Below are 24390 nucleotides of genomic sequence, written 5' to 3'. Positions count from 1 at the left end.
TATGATTTTTAGTATTACCTTTGTATAAATTTTCAGTTATGAAAACAAACCAACAAACTATAAATCAAGGGACTCATAAAATAAACTGGTTCCAAAAGTTTCTGATGGTGTGTTCCGGCGGGAACATCCATATCTTAAGAAAGACTCCGAGTGAATGGAATAAATTTTCAGGGATTGGAGGGATTGTACTTTTCACTGCAGTATTTGCCACTTTATCTGCAGGCTACGCGATGTATACAGTTTTTGACAACATTTGGGCAGCTGTAGGATTTGGAATTCTTTGGGGATTGATGATTTTTAATCTTGACCGTTATATCGTTTCTTCCATTAAAAAAACAGGAACATGGTGGAATCAGATTCTGATGGCTATTCCCCGTCTTATCCTAGCCACATTTTTAGGGATTATTATTTCTAAACCATTAGAGCTTAAAATTTTTGAGAAAGAGGTAAATAAACAGTTGAATACCATCATTCAAAGGAATAAAAAGCAGCTTCAGGGTGAAATGAATGGAAGGATTCTTCAACAGAGCGGGCCTTTTGAAACCGAAAAACAGCAGATTTCAGGAAAAATAGCACAGTATCAGAAATCCTATGATTCTGCTTCAGTAGAACTTGAAAAAGAAATCCTGGGAAAACAATCGGGTTTAACCAGTGGAAAAGAGGGTTACGGACCGAATGCTAAACGTAAACAGGAATTAAAAGAGCAACGCAGACAGGATCTTGAGAATTATCAAAAACAAGCTGCTCCCAGACTGGAATATTTAGACAAAGAAATATCCAAGGTATACACGAATCTGGAAACAGAAAGAAAATCTACAGAGACTTTTGAGGACAAATTCAATGGGTTTGCAGCAAGGCTTCAGGCATTGGATGAACTGGGTAAGAATTCAGCGATTATAGGATTGGCAGCAGCTTTTATTATGGGACTGTTCATCTGTCTTGAGATCTCTCCGGTTCTGGTAAAATTAATTTCTCATATAGGACCCTACGACTATCTTTTAGAAAAAACAGAAAATGATTTCAGGTTGTATTCCAAAGAGAAAATTGAAAAAGGAAACGCTCTGACAGATTTCAGAATTGAAGATTTTAAGGATAATCTGAAAAATTAATGATCATCTGCATTGGCTATTGAGCAATTTAAACATTAGAGAAAAAATCTATAAAAAATTAATATTTCATTAATAAAATCTACCTTTCATTAAATTAATGAAAGGTTTTTGTTTTTATAATTGATTATATGTGAAATATTTTCTAATTTTATATTACTTAAAATCTTGTCATCATGAAAAATTTATTTCTTGTATGTACACTGCTGATCTGCGGTGCATTTGCCCCTGCTTTAAAAGCTCAGGCATCAGAACCATTTTTAGGGCAAATAGCCTTTGTACCTTATAATTTTGCACCAAAATACTGGGCAGAATGTAATGGGCAGATCCTGCCTATCGCTCAAAATCAAGCACTTTTTTCATTGTTAGGAACTACTTATGGAGGAAATGGAACAACCACATTTGCTTTACCCGATATGAGGGGAAGAGTTCTTGTTCATAACGGACAGGCTCCTGGAGGGCCAACAAACTACACTATGGGAGAAACCGGTGGAACTGAAAGTGTAACATTATTGATAACACAAATGCCAGCTCACAATCATACTGTAAATGCCGTAACAGCGGAAGGAAATCAAAATTCACCAACAAATAATCTTCCGGCAGACACCAAAATTCTCGATAAAGAATATTCCGACGCAGCGGCCAATACTACGATGAAAAGCACAATGGTAGGAAACACAGGAGGAAGCCAGCCTCATGAAAACAGACCTCCTTTCATCACTCTGAAATGCATTATTGCATTGGCTGGAGTTTATCCATCACAAAATTAACGGTTATGAAAATTCTTTACTTATTATGTCTGCTCGCCGGAAGCTCAACTTTTGCACAGACCATAACGTTTAATGGATGTCCTAATCTGTTTAGCAGCCCGCCGAATACATATACTTTTAACAAAACCGGAGTAGATGCTTTCAACAAAAACATTTATATGACAACTCCTGTTGACGGCGGACAAGATTGTGATGGATTAGGCACCTGTGAATTTAAAATCCAATGGAACAATACCCTTACAAGATGGGAATTTCTTGGTGATGAAGGCAATGGAACTTTTACGACTCCTTATCTGATTTATTATAATTCAACAGGAAACAATTCTGTTCCGATACCACCAGGCAACAGCGTCGGAACTTGGGTTGAAAATACAGCAATGACTAACGGACAATGTGGTGGAAATCTTACTGCAATAAATTCCACCATGACGGGTGACGTACAGACCACAACATTGGGAACTTCAGATCTTTCTAAACATAAAATCCAGATCTTCCCGAACCCTGTGACAGATTTCATTCGTATTTCCGGCATTGATGACGGATTATCTATCCAAATTTATAATATGGACGGACGACTTGTAAAAACTGAAATGTTTGATTCAAAAATTGATGTCTCACAACTTATTCCAGGTGGTTATATATTAAAAATAAATACCAGGAATTTCCAAACTCATCAATTTAAATTCGTGAAAAAATAAACTACTATTTTACAGGAACACATCTTTGAAGCTTTCGGAATTACCGGAAGCTTTTTATTTTTGATGATAAGGAACATTTATTGTATGAACTGTAGCATGCCTTCAAGTGTTGTACATCATTTCATCTATTTCCCGGGTACTGAAATATTGAGGATTATATATCAGTCAGGAGCGGTTTATGACTATTTTAAAGTACCCTCTGATATCATAGAAAAGTTCGGAAAGGCAAAATCTAAAGGACAGTTCCTGAACAAAGTCATAAAGCCCAGATTTAAATATATTAGGATTGAATAAAAAAATGTCCCCATTGAAATGGAGACATTTATATTATTTTAAAATTTGATCAATTTATTTGATGATCAATTTTGAAGTTTTAGAGTCTTTTCCGTTAGAAACCTGAATCATATATACTCCTTTTCCTAACTGCTGATCTACTTTGAAAATACCATTTCCTTCTTCAGTTGCAGACGGGCTTGCTACCAATCTTCCTGCCATATCAGAAATAGAAACTTTCAGGTTTTTACCATTTTTAGCTTTAATGAAGATTTTATCTCCGGTTGCTACCGGGTTAGGATACACTGTCAAATCACTATTATCAGCTTTCACTTCGTTTGTTCCTAAATTAGTAACAAATTTCACTGTATAATCTTCAACCTGTCCGTACATTAATTGTCCACAAGGGGTCATGTTAGGATTCTCATCATCTACAAGAACTCTCATTCTTAATGGAGTATTCAATACCGTTGAAGCTGGAGCTGTAATTGTAGTACTGTAAGTACCTATTTCTGTAGCTGGATCTGCTATAATATTATCAGCAGAAGCTACAAGTTCAGAAGCTTCAAACGTTCCATTATTATTATAGTCAATCCAAACTCTTATTTCATTATTTGAACCTGATACATTTACCTGAAGGTTATGTGTTCCCGTTGATGAAAGTTCAGTTGATGTAGCTTTCAGGCAGCTTGCTCCAGTATAGTCTTCATAAAAATTAGCATTATTATGCCAATATCCAGTAGTTGCATTATTAATACTTCCCAGTTTTACAAGAGTTGGTCCTACAAAATAATCATCTGCTGTAGTAATACCTGCGGGATTACATGTTGCAGCAATAGGCGTTCCAATCGCAGCAGCAGTAGATGGAGCTGTTCCTCCTAATGAAGAACTCAAAGATCCTCTCATTAAAAAGAAGTAAAGAGCAGCCCTGTCATGCTGTCCATTGGTAAACTTAAATGCTGGTGGATTGGTATAATTCATCATGTTATACTGTACTCCCTGATAGTTTGCTCCTGTACAATAATTCATATCATTGTTAGTAGGTGCAGGATCATTCAGTAAGCTTCTTGATCTTTCTGTATCACATACCTGATCATCATCTTTATTACAATCATTATAAGTCATCGCCGGGCAGTAAGTAGTAGAAGTAGTACCTTGTGGCGGTTGAGCGTTAGCATTACCAAATGTATGAAGTAATCCCATACTATGTCCAAATTCGTGAGCCAAAGTAATATCATCCTGTAAAGTAACTACAAAAGATTTCATAAACGATTCGTAGTTATCATCAGAATTTTGAGGCAGACCTGCCCATCCCATAATACCATATGTTCCACCACCATCTACTTTATTCATAATATAAATATTAAAGTAAGATGCCTCAGACCAGTGCGGAGCAATTGATTTAATCTGATCTGTAGTAACACCATTTGTACCACTACGTTTCACCCCATAAGTATCATATCCTGTAAGAGCTCCCCCGTTATATCTGACAATACCTGTAGTAGCATTACAGTTAGGATCCCTTTTAGCCAACACCAATTTAATCGGCATTGTAGCTGCAGTACCAAAGTCTGCGGGAATTCCCTGAGCCCACTGATAAGTACCTGCATACATTTGATTGCAATGATCCAACCACGCCTGAATTTGTGCATCACTCTTATTATAAGTAGTTCCAATAGCAGCTCCTGTAGGTGCTATTACGTGTACTACAACAGGAATTTCATAAACTCCATTTACAATTTTGTATGCACTTCCACCTTTAGCAGTAGTATTTTGATTACTGCTAATAATTTTGTTACGCATATTGCGAACCATTTCATCAATTTCCGCATTCTGTTTCTGGTGTACTCTCTGTTCATTATCAAAGTCACACCATTCTTTTTTTTGCTGTGCTGATATTGAAAGGGATAGTAGCAATGCCCCACAAAGGATAGTTTTCTTCATTACAATAATTTAAAAAAATTAAACAAGTTGAAAATTCATTAATTTCACATATCAATCAACAATATTTATCATCAAAATCAATGTAAAATTTTAAATTTCACTTCAGTTAGTAGAAAAAAGTTCATTATTGTTACATTTTTAAACCAAAATAAAATTAACACCACTTCAAACTACTATTACTTTATTTAAATTTTCCTTAAAAAAATATACAGAATAAAGAGAAATATATAATTTTAAAAACCAAACATATAAAAGCAAATTACTATTAATCAATAAGTTAAAATACAAATGCAAAATAAAAAAACCGCACTAATTGTGCGGTTTTTAATATATAAATTCAATTATAATTTTATAAAGAATAATTCGGAGCCTCCTGTGTAATAATTACATCATGAGGGTGGGATTCTTTCAATCCGCTTCCTGTAATCATTACCAGTTTAGAATCTCTTTGCAGTGCTTCAATATCCTTAGATCCACAGTATCCCATACCGGCTCTTAGACCTCCTGTCAACTGGAAAATTACATCTTCCAATTTTCCTTTATGCGGAACCCTTCCTTCGATTCCTTCCGGAACGAATTTTTTAGCTTCACTCTGGAAATATCTCTCTTTGCCTCCTCTCTTCATAGCAGAAAGACTTCCCATACCTTGGTAAGACTTGAATTTTCTTCCCTGGAAAATAATTTCTTCCCCTGGTGCTTCATCTGTACCCGCTAAAAGAGAACCAAGCATTACTGCTCCTGCTCCACTTGCAATCGCTTTAACGATATCTCCTGAAAGTTTGATTCCACCATCAGCAATTACCGTTACATTTTGTGACTTAGCATATTCGTAAACGTTATAGATCGCAGATAACTGAGGAACCCCTACTCCTGCAACTACTCTTGTTGTACAGATAGAACCCGGGCCTACTCCAACTTTCAGTACGTTAGCTCCAGCTTTAATAAGGTCTTTAGCAGCTTCTGCAGTTACAATATTTCCACCTACAACATCAAGGTTTGGATATGCTTTTCTGATTTCTGAGATTTTATCTAAAACTCCTTTAGAATGACCGTGAGCTGAATCAATTGCTACAATATCAACTCCTGCCTGTACCAAAGCCTCAATTCTTGCCAATGTATCTTCTCCTACTCCTACTCCTGCTCCTACGATAAGACGACCATTCTGGTCTTTATTAGCGTTTGGATATTCCAATTGATTATCAATATCCTTGATGGTGATTAATCCTACAAGTTTATTATCTTTATCTACAATAGGAAGTTTTTCAACTCTGTTTTTAAGAAGGATTTCTTTTGCCTTTTCAAGGTTGGTATCTTTGTCTGAAGTGATCAGATTTTCTTTGGTCATGATCTCTTCCACTTTCATATCAAGGTTTTCCTGATATTTTACATCTCTGTTGGTAATAATTCCGATCAGAACATTATTAGGATCTACCACCGGAAGACCGGAAATCTTATATCTTGACATAAGATCTCTAGCTTCACCTAAAGTATGATCTTTAGATAATGTAACCGGATCTGAGATCATTCCGTTTTCGGAACGCTTTACACGGTTTACCTGAGCTGCCTGCTCATCGATCGTCATGTTTTTGTGGATAAAACCTAATCCTCCAACTCTTGCTAAAGCAATAGCCAGATCAGCTTCAGTAACAGTGTCCATCGCAGCGGAAACTATCGGAACATTCAGCGTGATTTTGTCGGTAAGTCTTGATTTTAATGAAACCTGGTTAGGTAAAACTTCTGAATAAGAAGGGACTAGAAGAACGTCATCGAAAGTGATGGCTGTCTCTACAATTTTGTTATGAATAGACATCTTTACTTTCTTTGCAAAATTAGGTTATTTTAGTGAGATATGAAAATCCTTTTTAATAGTTTAAATAAAATTTAATAATCAATAACTTAAATCGAAAAAACCGTTCTTTTATCAGAACGGTTACGGTACAAAATAATTGAATATGTAGAAACTACTTGTTAAATCTGATTAAACTGGTTGTTAAAAGGCTTACTTGACCTGGTTTTCATTTTCACCTAAATTATTTTTATGGATGTATAATGTATTAGTTTTTCCAGGCTGCGAAAGTTTTGAGATTAGTGCAAGGATTATTTAGCAGAAACTGAATTAATCATTTTTGAAATATCATCAGGAGTAAAGTTCCCTTTCACATCCACAAAAACCATATCCTGGCTATTGGAACCTACAGTGATCAGCATATTTTTAATAGCTTCTCCGTCTTGTTTTACCTTTATATTGACATTATCTCCATCGTGCTTAATGGTAGCCCATTCTTCGTAGTGATTATCACTCAAATATTGGCTATAATCATTCAGCATTTCCTTACTCCCGTTTGTTACGGTAAGAACTTTTATTTTTGAAGCTTTCTTTACCAGGTTGACTGTTTCCTCACTTTCTCCTTCTTCCCTTAACGCTTTCTTAATATACGATTTAGCAAGAGCCATGGGTACATTAATACTTGCAAACCGCGCTCCTTTGAAATCATATTTTGAATTTTGAAAAAAATCGATATTCGGCTTTTCTGATACAATACACGACTGAAGCATACCTATTGTCAGAATAGCGAGAAAAATGTTTTTAAGAGTCTTCATCGTTTAGTTTTTTATTTGATTTGTCTGAAACTTCCTCCTGAAATTTTATCTACTTTGGCATCCAGTTCAGGGTTTCCTCTCAATTTTACTGCTGCTCCAGATGAAACACTTACTTTCAGCTTATCTGTTACCAGTAAGGAAAGACTTGCTCCTGAAGTAGATTCTACCACTGCTGTAGTGATCTTAAGATCATCTGCTTTACAAGAGGCTCCACTGCTGATATCAATTACGGCAGAGGCCGCCTCTCCGGATATACTAACACTTGCGCCACTGGAAGTATCCAATGCAAGCTTTGGCGTTTTAATATCAACATCCAGTACAGATCCTGAGCTTACCTGCACTGCTGTAGCATCTTTTACATTGAATGTTCCTTTAATAATAGAACCAGAATCTGCTTCAATTGCCAAACTGTTTTCTGTAACCGGATTCACAGCTGTAAAGACACTTCCTGATGATGTTTTTATAGCGTTAATACTAGGAGCAGAAACATTGACGTTAAGATTTTTAAATCTCAGGTTCCGAACTCCTTTATTGTCAACATATATTTTTAAAACTCCGTTTTCCACCTTTGTGATCACATATTGAAGCTTATCAGCATCCGCAATAACTTTTACACTTTTTGTATTTTCCTGTTTATAGGTAACATTTACTCCTACGCTGGCATCTATCTTGGAAAATTCACCCACATTTCTGTTATCTCCATTCAGGTAAGACGATGTATTACCCGAAGTAAGATCATTTCTCACGGAAGTTGTTACAGAAGAAGTGGTTGTTTCGCCGGAATTAATAATCTTGTTAACATCAGATAATTTCATTTTTCCATTAAGGATAAAAATAATATTTTCTTCTTTGGAATCAACATTGAACACCAAATTTTCAAGATAGTTATCTTTCTCATCTTCAGCCAGAAATTTCATAGAAGTTCCATCGCTGCTCATAGACATCAGCTCGTTGAAGTTTAATGATTTTAAGGCATCATTTATTCTCGCCGTTTTATCCTCGTTCATTTTTATATTGGCAAGATTCTCATCTTTTAAACGATCTGGGAAGGTAATTTTAGGAATAATTAAAATTTTAAGCCCATCCACATCGTTCAAAATCGGTTTTATTTTTCCGACATAGGCATCATCAACATCAATGGTATTCAATAGCTTGAACATCGGTTTTTTAATATTGATAGAGGTCACTCTACCCTTTTTTTCAAAATCCTGAAAAAGCTTGTCTAATTTCTCAGTCTGTGCAGAATAAGTTGCAAAGCTGCTTAGCATTACGGCTATTATAAAAAATATTTTTTTCATGGGATTGTTCTGATTTTTAGTATTCGCTGTCAAGATTTTCATTTTTTTGAGAAGATGCTACTGTTTTTTTAAACTCAGTTCCTAATTTCATAAAGGAATATTTAGCAACATCTATGGCTTCTTTTTCACTGCTGATTCTTTTGCCGTTTACAATTACATAAGATTCATTGTAAGCTGATGCAGAATCATTTACACTTTTACTGTTTGAGGAATTACTTACGTATCTGGGTCTTGTTTCCTTTTTAAGTCTTCCTCTTTTTGGAAGGATTTCATCCATTACATCTTTTTCCGCTACCTGGTTATCCTGAAAAACAGAATCTTTTTTCACACCGGAAATAGAATCTGTATGATTTATGGCAACCTGTTCCTGGTGATCACTGTTTTCTTCAATGAATCCGGACTTCTGCTTTAAGATTTCATCTTTTACCAGCTTTTCTTTATCCTGCGCATTCTTATTACTGTTATTCAGGAAAAATCCGATACTTAAGACCAGCATTACACTGGCGGCCATCCAGAACCATTTAGGAAAGGAGGGTTTCTTCTTTTCTTGCAATGGAATAACAGGTGTTGCATTCTGTTCAGGCTCCGCACCTTCTGCAGTCTGAAGAAAGTCTTCAAAACTCCAGTCCATTTTTTCTTCCTTAATATCCCGGAAGACTTCGTTGTATTTATCTTGTAATTGATCTTTTTTCATAGCTCATCAGTTGTGAGATTTGTTCTTTTACTTTTTGTCTCGCACGCATCAGGTTTACCCTTACTGCATTTTCCTCCATTTCCAGCATTTCAGAAATTTCAGAAACATCATACTCTTCTACATCTTTCAAGTGGATGACCATCTTCTGTTTTTCGGGGAGCTGATTGATAAATCCTATAATATGTTCCTTAAGGTTATCAACTTCCATACTATAAAGCTCCGAGCGGTGAAGCTGCATATCCGCAAAGCCGATCTTTACATCGTGATGTTTCAGCCGGTTCAGGCATTCGTTCCGGACAGACTTCAGCGCATAGGATTTAAAATTCCCAAATTGCCCCAGCTCATCCCTCTTCTGCCAAAACTTTATCATGAGATCCTGCACTACATCTTCTGCTTCATCACTGCTCATGACAAACCGCTTCGCAAAACGATACATCTCGTCTTTGAGAATAAACACCGTATTCTTGAAAGTTTCTTGGGTCATGAGTTTTGTTTCTTATAGGTAAGACAACTGCCGTTACATATCTATTACATCAAAAATAAAAAAACTTCAAAAAAAATTGAAGTTTTTTATTATAATCGAATTAATACGTATCAAAAATATGTTTCAAAATTGCTTTATCCTCTTCTGTTAAAGGGATTTTTCTCCTCGCCATAGCTCTTTCTGCCACTTCATATACTTTATCCAGCCTGAATCTTTCATCATCTTTCAATCCTCCCCATGAAAAGTTTTCCACAAGATTGGGTGGAAAACCAGGTTTGAATATATTGGATGCTACTCCTATCACCGTTCCGGTATTCAATTGAGTGTTAATTGCTGTTTTGGAATGATCTCCCATGATCAGACCAGCAAACTGTAAGCCCGTATCTTCAAAAGCTTTTGTTCTGTAGTTCCACAGTTTTACATGGCTGTAATTATTTTTAAGATTGGAAGAATTGGTATCAGCACCGAAATTGCACCATTCCCCAATTACAGAGTTTCCAACGAAACCTTCGTGTCCTTTACTGGTGTAGCCAAAAATGATAATATTATTCACTTCTCCTCCCACTTTACAATGTGGACCGATAGTCGTTGCTCCGTATATTTTAGCTCCTAGATTAAACTTAGAGTCTTCTCCAAGAGTAATCGGTCCGCGAAGATGACAACCTTCCATTACTTCAGCATTTTTACCGATATAAATTTTCCCGGTCTTAGTATTTAAAGTAGAGAATTCAATTTCTGCACCTTCTTCAATAAACAGATCTTTTTTATCTCCTAAAAAACCATTGGTTGAAGATAACTCCTGTGAAGTTCTTCCTTTGGTAAGCAGATCAAAGTCAAAATCAATAGCATGATGATTATAGGTAAACAGATCTTTTGGTCTTTTAAAGAAAATAAGATCCTCCTTAATGTCTGTCATTTTTTCAATCTGATTCAGAGAGAAATCTTTCATATTGATTTTAGCGGCGATCAATTCATCTTCATAAACCAACGCTTCTCCCAGTTTAAGATCTTTAATCTGTTGAATTACGGTTTCTGTAGGAATGAAATTCGGAACTAAAAAGAGACTTTCTTTTTCCTCCGGACTTTTAAATTTATCCTGAAGATACGTTTCCGTGAAGTAAGAAATTTCCGTGTTTTCAAGGATTTTCTGCCATCTTTCGGAGAATGTAAGAATTCCGCATCGCATGGCAGCAACGGGGCGGGTAAAGGTAAGCGGAAGAAAATCTTCCCAATATTGTGCGTCTGAAAATACTAACTGCATCATTCAGTTTTTGGTTTAAAGTTTAAAATTCAAGGTTAACAAATTTACAATAAAAAAAGTCTTCCAAAAAATTGGAAGACTTCTATATTTTTAAGTATACAAAAATTACTTAGCGAATTTTTTGTATTTGTTCATGAACTTATCAACTCTACCTGCAGTGTCAACTAGTTTTACTTTACCAGTGTAGAAAGGGTGAGAAGTTGAAGAGATTTCCATTTTGATTAGTGGATACTCTTGTCCTTCGTACTCGATAGTGTCTTTTGTTTCTGCAGTAGACTTGCAAAGAAACACCTCGTCGTTACTCATATCTTTGAAAACAACAAGTCTATAATTTTCTGGGTGGATTCCGTTTTTCATAATACTATTTTTAAAAAAATTAAGTTTGCTTTCGAAATAGTAATGGATATTTCTCTGCTAAATTTTAGGTTGCAAAAATACAACATTTTTTTAAAATTCCAAATACTGAATTCATTTTTTTTTATTGGTAAGAAATTTAAAGTATTTTCGTTAAATTTGGAACTTACTTAAACCTTAATTTCAATGAAATTCAAATTATTACTGGCTTTTTCCTTCTGGATATTACTTGTAGCAGTATCATGTAATAAGGATGATATTACGTTTGACAGCCCTACGCAGCAGCTAGGTTTCTCAAGAGACACGGTATTCTGTGATACGGTATATCATCAGGTACGTTCAGAAACCTATGTAGTAAAAGTATATAATAATGAAGATAAGGATATCATGATCCCAAGAGTAAATCTTGAGAAAGGTGCCGCATCATTATATAGAATCAATGTAGATGGAAAACCTGGATATGATTTTCAAAATGTTCCTTTAAGAAAGAAAGACAGTCTTTATATTTTTGTTGAAATTGCCCCTGAAGCTACCGGACCAGAAGCGATTGCTGAGGACAAAGTTATTTTCACAGGGCCTGCAGGACAGCAGCATGTGACCTTATTTTCTGTAGTTCAGGATGCTGAATTTTTTATTCAGACTCCCGGCAACCCTAATGAAATTACCAATTCCACTACATGGAATAACAATAAAGCAAAGATCATCTACGGGAATCTTACCATCAACCCAAGTGTAACACTGGACATAAATCCTGGAACTAAGGTATACTTCCACAAAAACAGTGGAATGAAAGTTTCTTCGGGAGCTGTTTTAAATATCAATGGAACTCAGGCCGATCAGGTTATTCTTCGTGGAGACAGAAATGATCCTTATTATGATACGATTCCTAAAAACTGGAATTCTATTAAAATGGAAGCAAATTCTACGCTCAAGATGAACCATGCAAGACTTTTCGGAGGAACAAGAGGTTTTGATATGAGACAAACCAATGCTACCATCACCAATTCATTCATTCATACTTTCTTTGAATACGGTATCTATGCGGTAGGTTCTACTGTGAATGCCAATAACCTTGTGATGAACAATTGCGGTTTATCATGTATCGGTATTTTCAGAGGAGGAAAACACAGCTATACTCACGCTACGATTGCCAATTATTCCAGAACAATGAGCTCTTTTGACAGAAGCGGAATTTTTGCAGCCAATGAATGGAAGAATGATGCAGGACAATCAGAACAGGGTGCTTTACAGCTGCTTGATATTAAAAACAGTATCATATATTCTGATAGGGATGATGCTATTCATTTTGAACAGACTCCGGGACAGCAGTTTGAATTCTTACTTCAAAATTCATTAATAAAATATACCAGTGCAACAGGAGCAGGTTTCACTTTTGACAATAATCCAAACGTGATACAAACAACCAAGAATACTGATCCACAGTTTGTCAACTATTTTATGGCTAAAATGAATTTAAGGGTAAAACCAGGTTCTCCAGCTCTTGGAAAAGGAAATGCGGCTGTTGCAGCAACAGTACCTTTCGATATTGTGAATGTATCCAGAACTACAAACCCAACGCTGGGAGCTTATCAATAATGGAAATTACCCAGTTACAACAGCAGGTTGATGAATGGATCAAAACCATTGGCGTAAGATACTTTAATGAGCTTACGAATATGGCGATGCTGACAGAAGAAGTAGGTGAAGTAGCAAGAATCATTGCCAGAAGGTATGGTGAACAAAGCGAAAAGGAAAGCGATAAAACAAAAGATCTTGGCGAAGAACTGGCTGATGTACTTTTTGTAACATTATGCCTGGCTAATCAGACGGGAGTTAATTTACAGGACGCTTTTGACAGAAAAATGAAAATCAAGACTGACCGGGATAAAGACCGGCATCAGAATAATGAAAAATTGAAATAATTATAAATGATGAGTTATGAATTATAGATGAATTTGTAACTCATAATTTTTTTAATATCATGTAGATAATAATGAAGAAGCTAGAAAAATCAAAGTTATCAGGAGGAAAAACAGTACAGATCAGCGGTTCGAAAAGTATTTCGAATCGTTTATTGATTCTGGAAAGTCTGTTTAGCAATATAAAAATCGGAAATCTATCCAATTCTCAGGATACTCGGTTGCTGAAAAAAGCATTATCTGAAAATACAGAAGTGGTAGACATTCACCATGCAGGAACGGCAATGCGCTTTCTTACTTCTTATTATTCTATCCAGGAAGGAAAGACTACTATTCTTACCGGCTCAGGAAGAATGAAAGAAAGACCGATCAAAAATCTGGTAAGTGCCTTGAGGGATCTTGGGGTAGAAATTGAGTATTTGGAGAATGAAGGCTTTCCTCCTTTAAAAATTACAGGAAAAAAGATCACCCAGACTTCTGTGAATGTTCCGGCCAATATTTCCAGCCAGTTTATTACCTCTCTGCTTCTTGTTGCAGGAAAACTTGAAAACGGAATGGAAATTAATCTTGTAGGGAAGGTTACATCTAGGTCTTATATTGAAATGACCCTTGATATTCTGACAAAATTTGGTATCCAAAGCAGTTTTGAAGGAAATTCGATCAAAGTAGAACCTTTCACTCCTGACCATAATGCAGAAGTACATTATGAAGTGGAGAGTGACTGGAGTTCGGCTTCTTACTTCTACTCTATCTGTGCTTTGGGAAGAGAAACCATCCACCTGAAAAGTTTTTACAAAGAGTCAACGCAGGGAGATTCTGCAATTGCCAATATCTATGAGAAGTTCTTCGGAATCAAAACAACATTCTCTGAAGATGAGCATCAACTAACGCTGGAACCTCAGCCAGGTTTTTCTTTTCCGGAAAAAATTATCCTGGATATGAATGACTGTCCTGATATTGCACAAACTCTTTGTGTAACAGCCGCAGCCTTAAAAATACCTTTTGATATTTCCGGATTGGGAACTTTAAGAGTAAAAGAAACCGACAGACTTCTTGCCTTATATAATGAGCTTGAAAAACTGGGCACTGAAACAGAAATTACAGATTTAACGATTAAATCAATCCGTTTTGGAGAGCCACAGGATCATATTTCTATCAAAACGTATCAGGATCACAGAATGGCAATGAGTTTTGCTCCGTTCTGCCTGATTAAAGAACTGAATATTGAAGATGAAGATGTAGTAGAAAAATCTTATCCAATGTTTTGGAAAGATCTTGAAAGTATACTGATTCATTAATTAAACTATAAAGTGTGGTAATTTGAAGATGATTGTTTTTTCGGATTACCACATTTTTAATTAGACTGATAATCATGAAATCCGCCTTTCACTTTTTGATTTTCTTATCTGTGACGAGCTTATCTGCTCAGAATCTGAAAAATTTTTCGGTTCCGAAAGGTTATACCCAAATTGCAGAAGCCAAGGGCGATCTTGACAAAGATGGAAAAGATGAAACTATCCTGATATTTAATACGAATATAAAAGCATCAGACAAGCAAAATCTGGAAGGCACAAATGATTATAAAAGAGTTTTCTATATTCTCAAAAATGAAAATCGAAGTCTGAAAGTATGGAAAGAAAATTCTACTCTCCTTTTTTCAAGCGGATTCGGATTTTATCCTTCTGATAATACTCTTGAAATCAATATAAAAAATAACTGTCTTATTATTGAACAGCAGTTTTTTACCAATTCAAGGCATACCCAGCAATATAAACATACCTTCAGATTTCAGAACGGAGATTTTTATCTGATAGGTTCGCACGATCATTTTGAAGACACCTGTGAATTCAGTTTTACAAATGAAATCAATTTTTCTACAGGGCAAGTAATTGTTGATAGAGAATATTCATCCTGTGATGATGACACCAAAGTACCTGAAAACTCACACAAAGAGTTTTCTCATAAATTCCCGGCTCTTATTAAAATGAATGATTTCCCTATCGGAGACCACAAGTTCAAAGTTCCCGGGTCGAAGGAGGATTTTGTGTTTTAAGATGGAAGATTGAAGCTGGGTGCTGGAGGTTACTGTTAGGCGGTTGATCTATCATAGCTGCTTTACTGTAAATCCATTACTATTTAATTATTATCGATTTCTCTTTTTCCACCATCCATCCCCCAACTTCCTGGCTTTATAGCAACTTAATCATCTCTTAAGATTAAATTAACTCCTCCTATTTTGATATATTCTTATTTTTAAGCTGCATTAAAAAATAAAAAACTATGTTCAAACAAAGCATGAAACGTTTTACAGCCATCACTCTTGGGGTTGTTACTGTGTCGATCTTCTTTTCCTGTTCAAATGACAACATGATGGAAAGAGATAATGAAACTCTTGCAGCCTCTTTAGCAAAAACAAGTAATAAAGCTTCATTATTACCTATTGCCATGAATAGCTGGATGTCTGGTCTTCAGGATAATATTTCAATTTCAAAAATCTCTATTCCCGGGACTCATGATTCCGGTGCACGTGTAGATGCTCCTGTTGTATCAGGTACGGCTAAAACCCAAGACCTCAGCATTGCAGAACAACTGAATGCAGGAGTCCGTTTTCTGGATATCCGTTGCAGACATATTGACAATTCTTTCACCATTCATCACGGTGCGATTTACCAAAATCTGAATTTTGATGATGTGCTTAATGCCTGCTATACGTTCCTTAACAGCCATCCATCAGAAACAATTATCATGTCTGTAAAGGAAGAATATGACGCATCCAACACTACCAGAAGTTTTGAGCAGACCTTTGATTCTTATGTACAGAAAAACCCTTCTAAATGGGATCTTGGGGCAAACATTCCTACATTAGGAGCTGTAAGAGGAAAGATCAAATTGTTGAGAAGGTTTTCTTCAGGAACAACTAAAGGAATCAATGCTTCTCCGTGGGCAGATAATACGACATTTGATATCAACAATTCCGGCGTACAATTAAAAGTTCAGGATTATTATAAGGTTACCAACAATGATGATAAGTGGAATGGAATTTCCAGCCTGCTTAATGAAGCCAAAAATGATACTAACGGAAAGCTTTTCGTGAATTTCACCAGCGGTTATAAACCGGGAATTTTTGGGATTCCAAGTATTCCTACAGTATCCAATACCATTAATCCAAAACTTAAGACCTTCTTCCAGACAAATACTCAGGGTTCATATGGAATAATGCCGATTGACTTTGTAAATGCGGAACTGTCTGAATTAATCGTGAAGACCAATTTCTAATTCATTATTTGTTAGATATATTTATAGGCTGTTTCTTTTTTGAGGCAGCCTTTTTAAATTTTGTTCTTGTTTTATCTCTGGCTTTAAATCAATACACAAAAAAGACCGTTTCGTTTTTTGAAACGGTCTCTCTTTGTAAAAGTAAAAGTATTAAAATCAAAAGTTATTTCTGTATTCCGTAGGCTGCCAATATCTTGTTGAAAATCTCTGTATTTTCAAATAATCCTGTAAATTCTTTAGAGTTCGGGCCGTATGCAAAAACACTTGACGGAATGGAGGTATGATCATTCGTACTGAAGTTTCCGAATATCCATCCATCCTTCAGGCTTCCGTCCAATAGCGTCAAACCACCTGTTTCATGATCTCCCACCACGATTACCAGGGTTTCTTTATTTTCATCAGCAAATTTCATTGCCTTACCAACCACATGATCAAAATCCAGTAATTCTGTAACCAACTGCTCAATATTGTTGCTATGACCTCCTCCATCAGTCTGAGAAGCTTCTATCATCATAAAGAATCCGTTTTTATTATTCTTTAAATCATTTAAGGTAAGATCGAACGCATCGGAAAGCCAGTTTCCTCTTCCGTTGGCTATTCTTTGTGAAGCCAGAGGATCAATCACCAAAGTACGGTTCTTAATTGCAGTAACTGATTTCAAATCTTTATACAAATCGACTTTGGCATCTTTAAATTTCTGTACATTTTCCTGAGACAATCCGTTTGTAGGGCCTCCGATAAGAATTCTCGTTTTTGAAGCTGCGAAATCTTTCAAAATAGGTTCGGAACTATTTCTATTGTCTGAGTGTGCATAGAAATCAGCAGGCGTTGCATCTGTAACATCACCCGTAGAAATCAATCCGGAGACCATTCCTTTCTCAGCGATAATATCAGGAATTTGTGCGAGTGCTTTTCCTATATTGTCAACTCCTACAAAAGTATTTTTAGTTTTCACTCCTGTTGCAAATGCTGTAGAACCCGGTGCTGAATCTGTAATATAGGCATTGGATGAATTGGTTTTGGAAAGTCCTGTAGATTTCATATTGAAAACATTTAACTTTCCTTTGTTGGCTGTAAAGGCAGCATAGTATTGCGGAAGAGAAGTTCCGTCTGGTATAAGAAGGATCACATTCTTTACCTTTTTAACCACTCCGTCTGATGCGTAAGTCGGAGTATAGGTGCTGTATTCTTTTGTATTTTTATAAAAGTTTTTCGGGATAGAGTTCATGAATTTTTTTAGATCCGGAATATGGTCGGTATTGATATAATCTACTCCCATATCCATAAAATTCACCCATGCATTAGGAAAGTCCGGAGCCCCGTAAAAACGCACTGGTTTTTGCTGGGAATGTGCTTTTTCAACAGCAGTTCTAATCCTTGCTGTTTCCTCGTCTCTTGGGATTCCTTTTCCATTCCATTTTACCAATCCGGGAAGATCTGCACTGAACATTCCTACTCTTTTTAACTGGTCTGCAGAATAATTTTTGTCAAGATCTCCATCAAAGTAAAGATAGTCTGGATAGTTTTTAAAATCTGTCGGTTGGGGTCTTCCGCCGGTAATCACAATTTTAATTCCTGAATTTCCCGTGATCTCAGGATATTTTTTTAATGTAGCCACCAAAGCATCCAGTGATGTTTTATAATCCTGCTTAATATCAATCAGCAGCTGGAGTTTCTTGCCGGCATCCGGATAGATATTCCCTTTGTTCAGCTTAATCTGTTTTGAAATATTATCGAGATAAAGGTTTTCCAGTGTTCTGTCTGCAGAAAGTTCTTTTTCGGTATGAGCTACCCAAAGATTTCCTTTTACCAGAAATACATCTGCTTCTATGGAACCAAAGTTGGCATAGTAAGCCTGCCAGAAAGGGATCTCCTGCATGTAATCATTATGTGAATGTGCATTGCCAACATTGTAGTTTAAATAATTCTGTGCCTGATTTTCAGAAAAAACAGCCAGGGCCAGTACAGCCAAAATTTTTGATAGTTTCCGTTTCATAATTTCTGTAAAAAACTATATCATCACAGAAGTTTCTGCAATGATATAGTGGATAATATATAAGATTAAGATGTTACCAGCCTTCATTTTGCTTGATGATTCCATGACTGTTTACGATTTCAGCCTGCGGAACTGCCCAAACATTATGTACAGCTGGATTAAAATTTCTTGCTGCCCAAACCTCCTGTCCGTTAATACCATGCAGAGGCTTGGCATAAGCTGCCTGTGCATCTCCCCAACGTACAAGGTCTCTGTGTCTGTCTGCCCATTCACCTGCCAGCTCACAGCGTCTTTCATGTTTAAGATCTGCCATTGTACATCCGTTTTTCGGAGATAAACCTGCACGTACTCTGATCATATTGATTTCCTGGTCTGCAGATTTCCCCTGCATCAATGCAGCTTCTGCTTTGATAAGGATAACCTCAGCATAACGCATGATCGGAACGGCAAGATCCGTACACGGATAATCTCCGTTGGCACTCACATGACCGCTGTTAAGCTGATATTTGAAAGCATCCATATATTTATTGAACTGATATCCGGTAAGTGAATTGGTAGAAGCATATATTCTTTCTTTCCCGTTAAAGGTAAATTTGTCACCTATTTTCAGGATGGATGCACTTCTTCTAAGATCCCCTGTTTCATATTCGTCATAAAGTTCTTTTGTAGGCTGAAAATATCCCCATCCGTTATATTCGCCCCATCCTTTATTTTCAAGCATTACGCCCGGAAGAATACTTCCCCATGCTGTAAACTTAGGTGTCCCGGGGACAGACCAGATATATTCTGAGCTGTAATTGTTTTCAGCTTTGAAGACGTCAGCAAAATTACCCAGCAAAGCTCTGTTTCCTTTTGTCATCACTTCATTAGCCCAGAATTCTGCATTCTTCCAGTCTTTCATAAACAAGTATACTTTTGCCAAAAGTGCCCATGCTGCAGCTTTATGTGGTCTGCCATAATCTTTTGCAGGAAGTTCTGCCTGAGTAGGTAATAATTCTGCTGCTCTTTTCAGGTCGTTTACAATGTAGGTGTAATTCTCCATCACATTGGCTGCTCTCGGAATCGGGTTTGGATCAGGATCCTTAGAACGGTCGATAATAGGCACTCCCGCTTTTTCATTTCCGTAAGAATAAGAAAGTTCAAAATACATTCTGCTGCTCATGAACAAAGCTTCTCCCAGGTATTTATTTTTAATGGTCTGTGAAGTCTGGATGTTATCAATATTACGGATCACACGGTTGGCCACCCCAATTACATTATATCTTTTGTTCCATTGAGTTTCAAGATCTCCCGCTGCGATGTAATTACTGCTGAAGTTTTTTGCGTTATCCGCTTCGCTCTTTGCTCTTCCGGTTACCATATCATCACTGGCGTTGATAAACCAAAATAGTCCTCTTCCGTAAAATTCACCGTCGAACAAAGGTTTATACATGGCATTAGCACCGGTAATCAGGTCATTTTCCGTTTTCCAGAAACTGGCTTCAGTAGGTGTTCCTTCCGGCTGAACATCCAACTCTCCTGTACATGATAAAAGCATTACGGATATTCCTGATACTAAAAATATTTTATTGAAAAATTTCATTTTTTACTTTTTTGTTAGTTAAAAATTATAACCCGATCTCCACCCCAAAGATGAATGAGCGTGCCTGAGGATATCTTCCGGTATCTACACCATAAGAATTCATTCCTACTTCAGGATCAAATCCTGTATATTTCGTAATCGTAAACAGGTTATTGGAAGTCATATAGATTCTCACCTTATTCACATCCAGCTTGCTGTACAATTCTTTTGGTAATGAGTAACCAATGGTAAGGTTCTTCAGCCTTAGATAAGATCCGTCTTCCACATAGAAATCCGATACTTTGGAATAATTACCGCTTGGGTCTCCGTGTACCAGTCTTGGAATATCGGTGTTCGTATTCTGAGGAGTCCATGCATTCAGGATATCTTTATCCATGTTGTAGTTCTGCCCTGTACCACCCGGGTTCAAAGAAATAAACTTCATCCCGTTGAATATTTTATTTCCGTATACGCCCTGGAAGAATAAGTTCAGATCAAAGTTTTTCCATGTCATGTTGTAAGAAAATCCATAAGAAAACTTAGGGTATGGGCTACCAAGATTAACAAAGTCATTATTATTAAGCACTCCTGTGTTACCTTCTTTCTTCAGGAACTTGATATCACCTGGTTTTGCATTCGGCTGGATAAGGTTTCCGTTGGCATCTTTATAATTGTTGATCTCTTCCTGAGTCTGGAAAATTCCTCCGGTCTTGTAACCATAGAAAGAATAGAGAGGATCACCCACTTTCACGCGGGTTGGTTTCAGCACACCTCTTACTCCATTATCATTGATAAAGATCTCATCCACATTGGCAAGCTGCTTCACCGTGTTTTTTAGTTGACTCATTGTAGCTCCGACAGAGAATGTGAAATCATCAGAAACTACTTTGTTGTAATTGATTCCCAACTCGAATCCTTTATCCTGAAATAATCCTGCATTCACATACTGATTATTATATGTTGCCGTACTTGGTAAGCTTACATTGAAAATCTGATCTTTGGAATTCTTTACGAAATAATCAAACTGTAAAGAAAGGCTGTTGTGAAGGAATGAAGCATCTACCCCAAAGTTAGTCTGCTCAGATTTCCCCCATTTCAGATCCGGGTTCGGACGTGTAGTGGCGTAATAAGCAATATTTTGAGAAGGATCCTGTCCGAAAATCACATTATTATCTCTGGTCATTAATGGATTAACAGCTTGTGGAGAAATCCCTCCAAGGTTACCCAGAATACCATAACTTCCTCTCAGTTTAAGACTGGAAAGCCATGAAATATCTTTCATAAAATTTTCTTTCGAAACTACCCATGCACCGGAAACCGCATAATAGTTAGCAAATCTGTTCTGTTTTGCTACCAGTGAAGAACCATCACGTCTTCCCAATACACTTATGATATACTTTCCTGCATAGTCATAATTTACTCTCGCCAGATAAGAAACCAAAGATTGCTTGAATCTGTAACTGGAAACATCTTTATTGGTATCTGCAGCATTCTGAAGATGTTGGAAAACCTCAGCTTCACTTCTGAAATCATAGGCTTTTGCTACAAAACCATCATCAATTGTTTTCTGGAACGTAAACCCTCCCAGGAAATCAAAATTATGTTTTCCTGCAGCAATTTTATAGGTAAGCAATTGCTCTGCAAGTGCTGTAGATGAGTTATTGGACTGGTACTCTAAATTATTCGTATCAAAAATCTTCCCGACTTCCAATACTCTATAGGTAAAGTTTTTTACATCACCCAGTTTAAAAGTCTGCGAAAAGTTAGAACGGAATTTTAAATCCTTAGCCAACGTAATCTCAGCATATGGATTGATCAAGATCTCATGCGTAGGATTTCTGATACTGATCCTTTTAAGATAAGCTACCGGATTGATCATATCCCCATAACCTCCTGCCACATCAATTGGTAATCCGGAAAAAGCTCCGCTTGGTGTGTATACCGGAACATTCGGTGGATAGTACATTGCAGCCACTAAAGCTCCCGTATAACCATTTTTTGTATCTGCTGTATTGCCGTCAGAGTAATTATAATACATATTTTCTCCAATCGTCAGCCAGTCTTTTACTTTATGTTCAGAATTGACTCTGAAATTATATCGTTTTGCCTGCGTATTCAGTAAGATCCCTTCCAGGTTTCTATGGTTCATTCCCACAAAATATCTGGATTTCTCACTTCCTCCGCTTAGGTTAACATTGTATTCCTGAATAGTTCCTGTTCTGAAAATTTCTTTCATCCAGTCTGTTCTGGTAATTCTTCCGTCCGGATATTGGTTAGGATTAAAAGCAATGGGTAAGCTTCCCAGTTTCCCGGCATTTTCATATGCTTTGTACATTACATCCTGAAATTCCGCTGCATTCAGAGACTCTTTTAGCCTCCATGCCTGGTTCACCCCATATTTTACATCAAAATCTACTGTAAGATTTCCTTTTTTCCCCTTTTTAGTGGTGATCAGGATAACCCCTCCGGAAGATCTTGCTCCATAAATGGCTGCAGAAGCATCTTTAAGTACAGAAATATCCTGTATATCATTTGGGTTAATAGAGGGTGTTCCATTAAAAACTACTCCGTCTACCACATAAAGAGGAGTTTCTCCATTGATTCCTCCCAGACCACGAATATTTACTTTAGGTGAGCCGTTAGGATCTCCACCTTCGTTCACTACAGTTACTCCGGGAGCTTTACCCTGAAGAACCTCTCCTACACCAGACAAAGATCTGGAAGTAAGCTTATCCAGCGAAGCCTCCGAAACAGCACCGGAAACTTTACTTTTTTTCTGTGTTCCGTATCCTACAACAACAATCTCGTCGATGGATTTTTCTTTTAAGCTGTCTTTTTTCTGAGCGAGGAACATCGGTGAAGCTGATATTGCACCAATAAGTAATACCCTTCCCGTTAAATACGTTACTGAGACAGGGATTTTAAATACATTCATGATCTCCTTTTTGATTAGGTGCAAAATTAGATCAGTCCGCTCCCCCGCCCCATTAAGGTTTCCTTATGTTTTTATTAATAAATTTTAGCTTTTTTAAGACACCACCTACCACACGACGTAAGTAAAACACTGTATATCAATTACATAAGTAATTAAAAGTAATCATTTCTCTGATATTGCATGCAGAATTGAGATTAAGTTTGTCTTAAGTTTATTATGAACCGATAGCAATAGATCAGTAAATCATTAAAATTATTTCAGGAATAATAAATAACTGAGTTCATTTTTCTTTTTTTACATTTGCTGAAAATAGATTTTACTTTTGAACACAGACCTTTAAAAACGTCTCACTGGTATCAGAAGAAAAATAAAAACATTAAAAATCATACGAATTCAATGACCATCATTATTACAGGAACCTCATCAGGAATCGGGTTTGCATTGGCCGAATATTTTGGTAAAAAAGGGCATAAAGTATACGGATTAAGCAGAAAGCATACAGAAAGTGAGTATTTCAGATCTATACCCACTGATGTTACCGATAACACAGCCGTTCAGAATGCTATCGCTGAGGTTTTAAAAACAGAATCCAGAATTGATGTTCTGATCAATAATGCTGGAATGGGAATGGTAGGAGCCGTTGAAGATTCTACGAAAGAAGATATTTTAAAATTGTTCAGCCTGAATCTTGCCGGACCTGTACAGATGATGAGCGCTGTTCTTCCGAAAATGCGTGAACACAAATTTGGGAAGATCATCAATGTTTCCAGCATCGGAAGTGAGATGGGTCTGCCTTTCCGCGGATTTTATTCGGCTTCAAAATCTGCGCTGGATAAAGTAACGGAAGCAATGAGGTATGAAGTATACCCTTGGAATATTGAAGTATGTTCACTGCATTTGGGAGATATCAAAACCAATATTGCAGACAACAGAGTTATTGCCCAGGTATCCCAACCTTATAAAAATGTTTTTGATAAAGTATATGCTCTGATGAACTCTCATGTGAACGATGGAACTGAACCTTTGGAAGTTGCAGAATACATTGAAAAACTTTTAGCAAAAAATAAGTGGAAAGCTCATTATTATTTTGGTAAATTCGGGCAGAAAATCGGGGTTCCTTTGAAATGGATTCTTCCACAGGGAACTTATGAGAATTTAATGAAAAAATATAATAAACTGGATAAAAATTAGTTGATTGATAGGGCGCATAGTTATTCTGA

21 protein-coding genes are annotated in these 24390 nt (G+C 36.6%); 10 read left to right on the top strand and 11 right to left on the bottom strand.

The features are described 5' to 3' along the window. Positions 1-38 precede the first annotated feature (38 nt). From ACPF63_RS23675 to ACPF63_RS23660, 4 genes are all read left to right on the top strand, one after another. Positions 39-1109, top strand: a complete 1071-nt coding sequence (locus ACPF63_RS23675; RefSeq protein WP_184557930.1) for a DUF4407 domain-containing protein — start codon at positions 39-41, stop codon at positions 1107-1109. 173 nt (positions 1110-1282) lie between these two features. Then, positions 1283-1876: a phage tail protein gene (locus tag ACPF63_RS23670; RefSeq protein ID WP_426481528.1), complete on the top strand. Its 594-nt coding sequence runs from the start codon at positions 1283-1285 to the stop codon at positions 1874-1876. A gap of 5 nt (positions 1877-1881) precedes the next feature. Continuing rightward, the gene (locus ACPF63_RS23665) at positions 1882-2574 is read left to right on the top strand and encodes a T9SS type A sorting domain-containing protein (RefSeq protein ID WP_426481527.1); all 693 of its coding nucleotides are present in this window, start codon (positions 1882-1884) and stop codon (positions 2572-2574) included. 63 nt (positions 2575-2637) lie between these two features. Then, positions 2638-2868 (top strand): KTSC domain-containing protein, encoded by a 231-nt coding sequence (locus ACPF63_RS23660; RefSeq protein ID WP_426481526.1) that lies wholly within the window; start codon positions 2638-2640, stop codon positions 2866-2868. 54 nt (positions 2869-2922) lie between these two features. Here ACPF63_RS23660 and ACPF63_RS23655 read toward each other — a convergent pair whose 3' ends face one another. The 8 genes from ACPF63_RS23655 to ACPF63_RS23620 all read right to left on the bottom strand — a co-directional run bounded on the left by ACPF63_RS23655 (position 2923) and on the right by ACPF63_RS23620 (position 11486). Beyond that, complete coding sequence (locus ACPF63_RS23655) at positions 2923-4791, bottom strand: GEVED domain-containing protein (protein ID WP_426481525.1); 1869 nt, start codon at positions 4789-4791, stop codon at positions 2923-2925. Positions 4792-5140: 349 nt separating this feature from the next. Beyond that, complete coding sequence (gene guaB / locus ACPF63_RS23650; protein ID WP_426481524.1) at positions 5141-6601, bottom strand: IMP dehydrogenase; 1461 nt, start codon at positions 6599-6601, stop codon at positions 5141-5143. Positions 6602-6888: 287 nt separating this feature from the next. After that, positions 6889-7392 carry a DUF4252 domain-containing protein gene (locus ACPF63_RS23645; protein ID WP_077418771.1) on the bottom strand — a complete coding sequence of 168 codons (504 nt, stop codon included), beginning with the start codon at positions 7390-7392 and terminating at the stop codon, positions 6889-6891. An 11-nt stretch (positions 7393-7403) separates the two neighbouring features. Further along, complete coding sequence (locus ACPF63_RS23640; protein ID WP_426481523.1) at positions 7404-8690, bottom strand: GIN domain-containing protein; 1287 nt, start codon at positions 8688-8690, stop codon at positions 7404-7406. A gap of 16 nt (positions 8691-8706) precedes the next feature. Next, the gene (locus ACPF63_RS23635) at positions 8707-9384 is read right to left on the bottom strand and encodes a hypothetical protein (RefSeq protein WP_426481522.1); all 678 of its coding nucleotides are present in this window, start codon (positions 9382-9384) and stop codon (positions 8707-8709) included. Then, entirely contained in the window at positions 9359-9868 is a 510-nt protein-coding gene (locus ACPF63_RS23630; RefSeq protein ID WP_047385893.1) for an RNA polymerase sigma factor, read from the bottom strand. Before ACPF63_RS23630 ends, ACPF63_RS23635 begins: the two co-directional genes overlap by 26 nt. Positions 9869-9968: 100 nt before the next feature. Continuing rightward, positions 9969-11129, bottom strand: a complete 1161-nt coding sequence (locus ACPF63_RS23625) for a GlmU family protein (RefSeq protein ID WP_426483242.1) — start codon at positions 11127-11129, stop codon at positions 9969-9971. A 105-nt stretch (positions 11130-11234) separates the two neighbouring features. Then, positions 11235-11486, bottom strand: a complete 252-nt coding sequence (locus ACPF63_RS23620) for a type B 50S ribosomal protein L31 (protein WP_002976190.1) — start codon at positions 11484-11486, stop codon at positions 11235-11237. A gap of 183 nt (positions 11487-11669) precedes the next feature. On the opposite strand from ACPF63_RS23620, the gene ACPF63_RS23615 reads away from it, so the two are divergent. The 5 genes from ACPF63_RS23615 (at position 11670) to ACPF63_RS23595 (ending at position 16678) form a co-directional block, all read left to right on the top strand. After that, positions 11670-13079 (top strand): hypothetical protein, encoded by a 1410-nt coding sequence (locus tag ACPF63_RS23615; RefSeq protein WP_426481521.1) that lies wholly within the window; start codon positions 11670-11672, stop codon positions 13077-13079. Beyond that, positions 13079-13405: a nucleotide pyrophosphohydrolase gene (locus ACPF63_RS23610; RefSeq protein ID WP_047385875.1), complete on the top strand. Its 327-nt coding sequence runs from the start codon at positions 13079-13081 to the stop codon at positions 13403-13405. The genes ACPF63_RS23615 and ACPF63_RS23610 overlap by 1 nt, the downstream gene beginning before the upstream one ends. 71 nt (positions 13406-13476) lie before the next feature. Continuing rightward, the gene (locus ACPF63_RS23605; protein WP_426481520.1) at positions 13477-14700 is read left to right on the top strand and encodes a 3-phosphoshikimate 1-carboxyvinyltransferase; all 1224 of its coding nucleotides are present in this window, start codon (positions 13477-13479) and stop codon (positions 14698-14700) included. Between the two features lie 74 nt (positions 14701-14774). After that, positions 14775-15455: a hypothetical protein gene (locus tag ACPF63_RS23600; RefSeq protein ID WP_426481519.1), complete on the top strand. Its 681-nt coding sequence runs from the start codon at positions 14775-14777 to the stop codon at positions 15453-15455. Positions 15456-15682: 227 nt separating this feature from the next. After that, complete coding sequence (locus tag ACPF63_RS23595; RefSeq protein ID WP_426481518.1) at positions 15683-16678, top strand: phosphatidylinositol-specific phospholipase C; 996 nt, start codon at positions 15683-15685, stop codon at positions 16676-16678. A gap of 163 nt (positions 16679-16841) precedes the next feature. On the opposite strand, the gene ACPF63_RS23590 is transcribed toward ACPF63_RS23595, so the two are convergent. The 3 genes from ACPF63_RS23590 to ACPF63_RS23580 form a co-directional block, all read right to left on the bottom strand. Further along, positions 16842-18674, bottom strand: a complete 1833-nt coding sequence (locus ACPF63_RS23590; RefSeq protein WP_426481517.1) for an alkaline phosphatase — start codon at positions 18672-18674, stop codon at positions 16842-16844. Positions 18675-18747: 73 nt separating this feature from the next. Then, positions 18748-20256, bottom strand: coding sequence for a RagB/SusD family nutrient uptake outer membrane protein (locus tag ACPF63_RS23585; RefSeq protein ID WP_426481516.1), 1509 nt, complete (start codon positions 20254-20256; stop codon positions 18748-18750). Positions 20257-20281: 25 nt separating this feature from the next. Then, on the bottom strand, positions 20282-23170 hold the full coding sequence (locus ACPF63_RS23580) for a SusC/RagA family TonB-linked outer membrane protein (RefSeq protein ID WP_426481515.1): 2889 nt from the start codon (positions 23168-23170) through the stop codon (positions 20282-20284). Positions 23171-23566: 396 nt separating this feature from the next. On the opposite strand from ACPF63_RS23580, the gene ACPF63_RS23575 reads away from it, so the two are divergent. Then, positions 23567-24361 (top strand): SDR family oxidoreductase, encoded by a 795-nt coding sequence (locus ACPF63_RS23575; protein ID WP_180564723.1) that lies wholly within the window; start codon positions 23567-23569, stop codon positions 24359-24361. Positions 24362-24390: the final 29 nt, after the last annotated feature.

Source organism: Chryseobacterium sp. R2ACT005 (genome assembly GCF_049949215.1).
GTDB lineage: Bacteria > Bacteroidota > Bacteroidia > Flavobacteriales > Weeksellaceae > Chryseobacterium.
The sequence above is the reverse complement of the archived record's forward strand: the minus strand, read 5'-3'. Positions and strand labels throughout refer to the sequence as shown.

Coding starts and splice junctions, on each gene's coding strand:
- ACPF63_RS23675 (WP_184557930.1), top strand. CDS start 39: ATGAAAACAAACCAACAAACTATAAATCAAGGGACTCATAAAATAAAC.
- ACPF63_RS23670 (WP_426481528.1), top strand. CDS start 1,283: ATGAAAAATTTATTTCTTGTATGTACACTGCTGATCTGCGGTGCATTT.
- ACPF63_RS23665 (WP_426481527.1), top strand. CDS start 1,882: ATGAAAATTCTTTACTTATTATGTCTGCTCGCCGGAAGCTCAACTTTT.
- ACPF63_RS23660 (WP_426481526.1), top strand. CDS start 2,638: ATGATAAGGAACATTTATTGTATGAACTGTAGCATGCCTTCAAGTGTT.
- ACPF63_RS23655 (WP_426481525.1), bottom strand. CDS start 4,791: ATGAAGAAAACTATCCTTTGTGGGGCATTGCTACTATCCCTTTCAATA.
- guaB (WP_426481524.1), bottom strand. CDS start 6,601: ATGTCTATTCATAACAAAATTGTAGAGACAGCCATCACTTTCGATGAC.
- ACPF63_RS23645 (WP_077418771.1), bottom strand. CDS start 7,392: ATGAAGACTCTTAAAAACATTTTTCTCGCTATTCTGACAATAGGTATG.
- ACPF63_RS23640 (WP_426481523.1), bottom strand. CDS start 8,690: ATGAAAAAAATATTTTTTATAATAGCCGTAATGCTAAGCAGCTTTGCA.
- ACPF63_RS23635 (WP_426481522.1), bottom strand. CDS start 9,384: ATGAAAAAAGATCAATTACAAGATAAATACAACGAAGTCTTCCGGGAT.
- ACPF63_RS23630 (WP_047385893.1), bottom strand. CDS start 9,868: ATGACCCAAGAAACTTTCAAGAATACGGTGTTTATTCTCAAAGACGAG.
- ACPF63_RS23625 (WP_426483242.1), bottom strand. CDS start 11,129: ATGCAGTTAGTATTTTCAGACGCACAATATTGGGAAGATTTTCTTCCG.
- ACPF63_RS23620 (WP_002976190.1), bottom strand. CDS start 11,486: ATGAAAAACGGAATCCACCCAGAAAATTATAGACTTGTTGTTTTCAAA.
- ACPF63_RS23615 (WP_426481521.1), top strand. CDS start 11,670: ATGAAATTCAAATTATTACTGGCTTTTTCCTTCTGGATATTACTTGTA.
- ACPF63_RS23610 (WP_047385875.1), top strand. CDS start 13,079: ATGGAAATTACCCAGTTACAACAGCAGGTTGATGAATGGATCAAAACC.
- ACPF63_RS23605 (WP_426481520.1), top strand. CDS start 13,477: ATGAAGAAGCTAGAAAAATCAAAGTTATCAGGAGGAAAAACAGTACAG.
- ACPF63_RS23600 (WP_426481519.1), top strand. CDS start 14,775: ATGAAATCCGCCTTTCACTTTTTGATTTTCTTATCTGTGACGAGCTTA.
- ACPF63_RS23595 (WP_426481518.1), top strand. CDS start 15,683: ATGTTCAAACAAAGCATGAAACGTTTTACAGCCATCACTCTTGGGGTT.
- ACPF63_RS23590 (WP_426481517.1), bottom strand. CDS start 18,674: ATGAAACGGAAACTATCAAAAATTTTGGCTGTACTGGCCCTGGCTGTT.
- ACPF63_RS23585 (WP_426481516.1), bottom strand. CDS start 20,256: ATGAAATTTTTCAATAAAATATTTTTAGTATCAGGAATATCCGTAATG.
- ACPF63_RS23580 (WP_426481515.1), bottom strand. CDS start 23,170: ATGAATGTATTTAAAATCCCTGTCTCAGTAACGTATTTAACGGGAAGG.
- ACPF63_RS23575 (WP_180564723.1), top strand. CDS start 23,567: ATGACCATCATTATTACAGGAACCTCATCAGGAATCGGGTTTGCATTG.